General features: G+C 67.7%; 9 protein-coding genes. 1 reads left to right on the top strand and 8 read right to left on the bottom strand.

What is annotated here, in order from left to right:
• Positions 1 to 191: 191 nt before the first annotated feature.
• Positions 192 to 1,022, bottom strand: coding sequence for a L,D-transpeptidase (locus tag WA944_RS16840; protein WP_526375106.1), 831 nt, complete (start codon positions 1,020 to 1,022; stop codon positions 192 to 194).
• A 173-nt stretch (positions 1,023 to 1,195) separates the two neighbouring features.
• Positions 1,196 to 1,807 (bottom strand): TetR/AcrR family transcriptional regulator, encoded by a 612-nt coding sequence (locus tag WA944_RS16835; RefSeq protein WP_526375104.1) that lies wholly within the window; start codon positions 1,805 to 1,807, stop codon positions 1,196 to 1,198.
• 61 nt (positions 1,808 to 1,868) lie between these two features.
• Here WA944_RS16835 and WA944_RS16830 point away from each other — a divergent pair, with 61 nt between their 5' ends.
• A complete protein-coding gene (locus tag WA944_RS16830) occupies positions 1,869 to 2,714 on the top strand; it encodes an alpha/beta fold hydrolase (RefSeq protein ID WP_526375102.1) in 846 nt (281 codons plus the stop codon).
• Between the two features lie 3 nt (positions 2,715 to 2,717).
• Here WA944_RS16830 and WA944_RS16825 read toward each other — a convergent pair whose 3' ends face one another.
• From WA944_RS16825 to WA944_RS16800, 6 genes are read right to left on the bottom strand one after another with little or no spacing between them, the layout of a single operon-like run.
• The gene (locus WA944_RS16825; protein ID WP_526375100.1) at positions 2,718 to 3,122 is read right to left on the bottom strand and encodes a hypothetical protein; all 405 of its coding nucleotides are present in this window, start codon (positions 3,120 to 3,122) and stop codon (positions 2,718 to 2,720) included.
• Positions 3,123 to 4,352: an O-succinylhomoserine sulfhydrylase gene (locus WA944_RS16820; RefSeq protein ID WP_526375108.1), complete on the bottom strand. Its 1,230-nt coding sequence runs from the start codon at positions 4,350 to 4,352 to the stop codon at positions 3,123 to 3,125.
• Positions 4,353 to 4,360: 8 nt separating this feature from the next.
• Positions 4,361 to 4,774 (bottom strand): rhodanese-like domain-containing protein, encoded by a 414-nt coding sequence (locus tag WA944_RS16815; RefSeq protein ID WP_526609020.1) that lies wholly within the window; start codon positions 4,772 to 4,774, stop codon positions 4,361 to 4,363.
• A 19-nt stretch (positions 4,775 to 4,793) separates the two neighbouring features.
• A complete protein-coding gene (locus WA944_RS16810) occupies positions 4,794 to 5,240 on the bottom strand; it encodes an Rv0361 family membrane protein (protein WP_526374262.1) in 447 nt (148 codons plus the stop codon).
• Positions 5,241 to 5,244: 4 nt separating this feature from the next.
• Positions 5,245 to 6,486, bottom strand: a complete 1,242-nt coding sequence (purT, locus tag WA944_RS16805) for a formate-dependent phosphoribosylglycinamide formyltransferase (protein WP_526374261.1) — start codon at positions 6,484 to 6,486, stop codon at positions 5,245 to 5,247.
• Positions 6,483 to 7,013: a MarR family winged helix-turn-helix transcriptional regulator gene (locus WA944_RS16800; protein WP_526374260.1), complete on the bottom strand. Its 531-nt coding sequence runs from the start codon at positions 7,011 to 7,013 to the stop codon at positions 6,483 to 6,485. Before WA944_RS16800 ends, purT begins: the two co-directional genes overlap by 4 nt.
• Positions 7,014 to 7,028 lie beyond the last annotated feature (15 nt).

Here is a 7,028-nt window from a genome sequence, read left to right as displayed (position 1 = left end):
GCCCGGCGTCATAGACCACGGTCAGCGACTCCACCCCGGCGACCAGGTCCGCATAGCGGGTCACCAATTCGTCGATGACCGCGCTGAACTGGGTGACGTCGGGCCGGTCTCCGGGGTAGGCATGGCTAGGGCCTACTCACGGGAAGCGCCCGGGCGGAGCAGAGCCCAGGACGGCAGAGCCCAGGACGGCGCTATCCGGAAACAGTCCGGGGAACCTCGACGGCGTTCTCCCGGATGATGATCGGATCACCGACATTGACAGCATTCAAGTACCATTCGGCATCTTCGGTGCTGAGACCGATACAGCCGTGGCTGGTGTTCTCGAATCCCATTTGGTTGACCGCCCACGGAGCGGAGTGCACGAACAGCCCTCGCTGGGTGAACCGGACGGCGTACTCCACGTCCAGCAGGTAGCCGTCTTCAGAGTCGATGGGAATCCCGACGCTGCTCGAATCCATCACGATGTCGCGTTCCTTGGCCAACACGGTGTAGATCCCCACCGGCGTCGGGTATTCCGGACGGCCCATCGAGGCCGGGAACACCCCGGGCTGACCCCAGTTGGGCCGGTGATGTGGCGCCGGCAGCTCCTCGGGGGGCTTTCCGTCGACGGTCACGGTGAAGGTGTGGCCTGAGAGGTCGGCGACACCGATGACGGCCGGACCTGTCTCGAAGTTCCTGGTCGGCAAGTTGTCGAACGCGAGCTTGACCGTACTGTGTGCCGGCCAGAAGCGGTCCGGAACCCAATGCAGGACAGTGTTTTCCACCCACTCGAACTTGCCTGTCATAGGAGGCTCGGACGTGACTTCCAAGGCTCGTTCGGCCGCGCGGCGGTTGACCACCGGGCCGTCGAAGGTGACCACCAGCGGATGCGCCACACCCACCACTGCGCCCTCCGCAGGGGACAGAGCGGCGATATCGAGCTGCGGCGACCAACTTGCCGCGCTACTGGTATCCACCGGTCCGACGACCACGCTCGCAGCCACTACGCCCATCGCGAGGACACTCCGAACAGCCACGCGCATGGTTCTCCGCATCCTTGGAACTATCAAGATCGTCAATGTCTGATAGTAGGTCAAGAGGTGCCTACCGAAAGATGTTGCGCGCCTTCGATTCGATCAAGGCTTCGTCACGCTTGCGCAACGGCGCCCCAGTAACTCCGGGTCGGGAGCTCGTCTGCGGCTCGCCGCAACGGGCATCAGCGCGCGATGCCGGAGATGATCCGGTCGCAGACCGCATACATGTCCTCCCTCGCCTGCACCGGGTCCGCGGCGCGCGAAACGTAGAGCGCCGCCTCGTCGAGCGCACCGAGCAGGATGTGCGCGGTCGGCCGCACGGGCTGCTCGGGGATCACGCCGTCGGCCACCGCCTGGCCGAGCAAGGCCTCGATCACCCCGAGGCCGTACTTCAGTCCGACCTCGCGCCACCGGTCCCAACCGAGCACCGACGGCGCGTCGATCAGGACGATGCGCTGGACGTCGGGCGCCGAGCAGAGATCCAGGAACAGGCGGGCACCCGTCCTCATGGCCGCGAGTGGGTCTGCCGGACCCGACCCGGCGAGACCGTCGGCTATCTTCTCGACCAACTCGGCTTCCACCTGCTCGTGTACCGCCGCGAACAGCTCGGTCTTGTCGGCGAACTGGTGGTAGAGCGCACCACGGGTGACGCCTGCCGCTTCGACGATCGACTGCGTGGATACGTCGACAAAAGCATTGGTGGAGAACTGCTTTCGCGCGGCAGCGAGCAGGGTGGCGCGGGTGGCCGCGGTGCGCTCGGCTTGAGACCGGCGGGGCGAGGGGTTGACTTCCATACAGCCTGTACGTAACTTTCATACTCAGTGTCTGTAAATGCCGACGAGAAGGATAACCGAGATGTCCCAACTCACGTTGTCTGCGGCCACGGTCGAGTACCGCGAGTCCGGGCCGAAGGATTCGGCGTTTCCTCCGGTGCTCTTCCTCCACGGCGCACTCGTCGACTCACGACTGTGGGACGCCGTCGCCGCCTCCCTCGCCGCTCAGGGCTACCGGTGCCTGCAGCCGAACCTGCCGCTGGGTGCGCACACGGTTCCCGTGACCGACCGCGGCGTGCTCACCCCCGCCGGGGTCGCGGGTCTGCTGCACGAATTCCTGACCCGGCTCGGCCTCGACGATGTGACGCTGGTCGGCAATGACACCGGCGGCGGCCTGTGCCAATTCCTGATCGATGCCCATCCGGAGCGGGTCGGCCGGCTCGTCCTGACCAACTGCGACGCGTTCGACAAGTTCCCGCCGTTCCCGTTCAACGCGATCTTCGCGCTGATGCGCACGCGCGTGTCGGTCACGGCTCTGATGGCGATGATGGGGCCGACGGTGCTACGACACTCGCCGGCCGGCTTCGGACTGCTCGCCAACAACCTCGACCCCGACCTGACCGCGTTCTGGCTGCAGCCCGCCCGTACCGACCGCAGGATTGCCGCCGACTTCGCCGCGCTGGCGCGTGGCATCGGCGGCACCGATCTCACCGACGTCGCGCCGCGATTGCACCGTTTCACCAAACCGGTGACGGTCGTGTGGGGTCTGGGCGACCGGTGCTTCACACCGGCCCTGGGCCGGCGTCTGGCGGCTCTGTTCCCCGATTCGACCTTGGTCGAAGTTCCGGCTGCGTCGACCTTCGTCCCACTGGACGACCCTGTCGCCGTGAGCGAGGCGATCATGCGGACCGCCGGGGCGAAGACGTAACGGTCAATCGAACACCGGGAGCGGCTCGCCGACCCGGTAGGACTCGATGACCTCGATGTGCTCGAAGAGTTCCTCGAGGCCGAACTGGTAGTCGTCGTCGGCACCGACGAACACCACGTGTGCGATGTCGCCGCCCTCGGCTTCGATGAGCGCGACGACCGTCGCGGTGGCCATGTCGGGATCGGCGACCTCAGCGTACGACGGTGGCCAGAACCAGAGCACCCCCGTGTCGTCGTCGGTGTCCTCGCTGAAGACCCAACCGCGTTGGGTGAGCTGCGCGTCGAAGTCCTCGAGATCGGCGACCACTTCGGCGACGCGCTCCTGCACGTCGTCGGACGAGAACGCCAGACCGCGGGCCGCCTGGCGCTTGCGGCGTCGCGCCTTCTTGGCGTCGGACTTTCGGGACACTCAGCTCAGCGCCCGGTCCAGGTCGGCGATCAGATCCTCGGTCCCTTCCAACCCGACCGACACCCGCACCACGCCGTCACCCAGCCCGATCGCCGCACGCCCCTCCGGCCCCATCGCCCGATGGGTCGTGGTGGCCGGATGCGTGATCAGCGATTTGGAGTCACCCAGGTTGTTGGAGATGTCGATGACCTGCAGCTTGTCCAGTACCTCGAACGCCCGCGCCTTGCTGGCGCCCTCGAGCTCGAATGTCACCACGGTGCCGCCGCCGGTCATCTGGCGCTTGGCCAGGTCGTACTGCGGATGCGACTCCAGGAACGGATATTTGACCCAGCTCACCGAGGGGTGGGCCTCGAGGAACTCGGCGATCCGGTGCGCGGACGAATTCTGGTGCTGCACCCGCAACGCCAGCGTCTCCAGACCCTTCAGCAGCGTCCACGCGTTGAACGGGCTCAGCGCGGGGCCGGTGTGGCGCATCAGCTTCTGCACCGGCTCGTCGATGTACTCCTTGCTCCCCAGAATGGCCCCGCCCAGCACCCGGCCCTGGCCGTCGATGTGCTTGGTGCCGGAGTAGACGACGACGTCGACGCCGAGGGGGAAGCCCTGTTGCAGGATCGGGGTGGCGAAAACGTTGTCCAGCACGACTTTTGCGCCGGCAGCGTGCGCCATCTCGGACACCGCGGCGATGTCGACGAGCTGCTGCATCGGGTTGGACGGCGTCTCGAAGAAGACGGCCTGGGTGGGCACCGACAGTGCCTCTTCCCACTGGGACAGGTCGTCACCGTCGACCAGCACCGTCTCCACCCCCCAGCGTGGGAGGATCTCGTTGCAGACGACGAAGCACGACCCGAACAGGCTGCGCGCGGCGACCAGCCGGTCCCCGGCGCCCAACAACGCACCCAGGGACGTGAACACCGCCGACATCCCGGAGGACGTCGCAAAACAGGCGGGCGCACCTTCGATCAGCCGCAGCCGCTCCTCGAACATCGAGATCGTCGGGTTGCCGTAGCGCGAGTAGACGTAACGGTCGATCTCACCGGTGAACGCCTTCTCCGCGTCGGCGGCCGTCTTGTAGACATAACCCGACGTCAGATACATCGCCTCGGAGGTCTCCTCGAAGCCCGACCGCAGCAGCCCACCGCGCACGCCGATGGTGGCCTGGCTGACGCCTTCGGGCAGCGGGGCCGGCACCCGAACCGAAGCCGCTTCTCCTCCTCGCGTGCGGGCCGGCACCTCGTCGCTCACGACTGTCTCCAGGGCAGCCCGAGGGCGCGCCAGCCCGTGGCCCCGCGGTGTTTGTGCTCGTCGAGGTTGCCCTCGAAACCGTCCAGCATGTTGTAGGACGGGGCGATACCGGCCTCCGTCGCGGCCTCCGCAGCGGGGATGGAGCGGTTGCCCGAACGGCACAGGAACACCACCGGGCGCTCCCCCGGGGTGACACCCGCGCCCAGCAGATCGTCGACGAAGCCGTCGTTGTGGGTGCCGTCGGTGCGATTCCACTCGACGTAGACGACGTCGCGATTCAGGCTGGAGAGGTCGGCCACCCCGACGAAGCGCCACTCGGCCTCCGTCCGACAGTCGACCAGGACTGCTTCGGGGTTCTCGCTCAGCAGCTTCCAGGCCTCGTCAGGCGTGATATCTCCCGCATAACTCACGGTCGTGAGTGTCCCACAGCTAACTGGGGCCGGTCGAACAGACCTTCCATACCCCGTCCTGGCGCACGAAGGCGATCTCGACCGTCTCCTTGGCGTCGGGGTCGCTGTCGAAATAGTAGGTGACGTCCGCGGTGGCCCGGTCACCGTCGATCACCACGCCACCGGTCCCCTCGACGAACCGCTCGCCTCGCCCGTCAGCCGAATCACGTTGCTCGTCCATCACTTCGGACTCCGACCCGTGCTCCTGGGCGCAGGTGTAGGCACGGAAGTCGGCGTAGGCCTGCCGCTGCAACGCATCGTTCTGCGCGGCCACGGCACGGCCGATCTGCTGCTGATCGGTGAGGTCGTCGCCGGAGAACACGTTGAACAGCCACACCGCGATCACCACGGCGACGATGATCGTCAGCGCACCGAGGAACGGGCCGGCGGTGCCGCCCTCCGACGACGAGTCAGACGGTTCGGTCACCGCGTCACCGCAGCCTGCGCAGGGCCGCCGCCACCCGGCGCGCCCGGTCGCGAGCCACGATCGGATCGGGAGCGGTGGCGGTCGACAGCCAGAGCCATCGCCGGACCGCCGTGGCGTCGGCGTGGCTGAACAGTCGCACGTCGCTCTCGGCGACGGCCAAGGCTTCGGCGAGGACGGATCGCTGTTGCGCGGCGTCGGCCTCGGGGTGTTCCGACTCGGTGGGCGCATATTCCATCTGGACCGCGCCCGGCGAGATCATGATCGTGTCGACGGGAAGACCCAGGATGGCGCGAGCGTGCAACTCGAACTCGGAGAGCCGCTGGGAGCGCAACGTCACCAGGCCGCTGTCGTGGGGTCGCGGCCGGACGTTGGAGAAGTAGACCTCGTCCCCGCGGACCAACAACTCCACGCTGAACACGCCGCGCCCGCCCAGCGAGTTCACGATGCGGGCGGCGATCGACTTGGCCGCGTCCAGCGCCGCCGGCGAAAGCTGCTGTGGCTGCCAGGCTTCGAGAGTGTTGCCGCCCGGCTGGTGGTGGCCGATGGGCTCACAGAAATGGACCACCGGCCCCGTCGGGCCAGTGGTGCGCACCGTCAGCAGCGTGACCTCGAAGTCGACCTCCACCACGGTTTCGGCCATCACGCGTTGCAGGCTGAGCCGGCCGCCGGCGACGGCCCGGCGCCACGCGGGCTCGACGTCCTCGGGCCGCAACAGCACCGACTCCCCCTCTCCCGGAGCGGCGGCGACCGGCTTGACCACCAACGGAAAACCCGCGTGCTTCGCAACCGCGGTGAGTTCCTCGGCCGATCCGGCGAACCAGAACGGTGCGGTGGGCAGGCCCAGTTCGTCGGCCGCGAGCCGCCGCAGCCCTTCGCCGTCCAGGGACAGCCGGGTGCTGCGCGGGGTCGGGAAGACTTCGACGTCGCCGCGCTCGGCGAGGGCGATCAGCGCGTCCGTCGCGACCGCGCTGGAGTCGACCACGACGTAGGCCGGCTTCTCCTCGTCGATCAGCGCCGTGAGCGCCTCCGCGTCGGTCATCCGCACGACGGCCGTTCGGTCGGCCAGGGTGTGTGCGGGCGCGTCGGCGTAGCGGTCCACAGCGATCACCTCGGCACCCAGACGCTGGAATGCCACTGTCAGCTCGCGGCTGCGTTCCCCGGCACCGAGCAGCATCACCGATGCCGAACCGAGTGCGGACGAAGCCGTCTGCGCGCTCACCGAGTCGTTGTCCGTCGTGTCATTCATCGACCATCCACCCTGCCAGAACCTTCGGCCGGATGAGTCACGCCATGCGCATCGGGGTTGTCGAGTTGTCCACGGAACGCGTCCATCGCCTCGACGAGCGCGCCGAAGACGCGGTGGGCGGCGGCGAGGTCGCCGTCGGGAACGTCGGCCAGGGCGCGGCGGGTGTGGTCGGCCAGGGGGGTGAAGAACTCCCGCGCCACCTCCATGCCCTGGTCGGCGACCCGCAGCATCACCTTGCGGCGGTCTGACGGATCGGAATCCCGAAGCAGGTGGCCCGAGGTGATCATCCGTTCGACGAGATAGGTGATCGCGGCGCCCGACACACCCATCCGTTTCCTGAGCTCACCGGCCGTCAACGGTTCCCCGGCCGTCTCGGCGACCATCACGTGCAGCAGCGCGCGGAAATCGTTGGCCGTCATCGCGTGGCGGCCGGCGAAGTTGTGCCCGATCTGGTCGGATTCGGCCGTCAGCGCCCGCACATCGGCGGCAATCAACGCTTCGAGCCCCTCTCGATCCGTATCTCGCACGGATCCACCTTAGCC

This window comes from Mycobacterium sp., from assembly GCF_049683355.1.
In the GTDB taxonomy this organism is placed as follows: domain Bacteria; phylum Actinomycetota; class Actinomycetes; order Mycobacteriales; family Mycobacteriaceae; genus Mycobacterium.
This window is presented reverse-complemented; position numbering and strand designations above follow the sequence as displayed.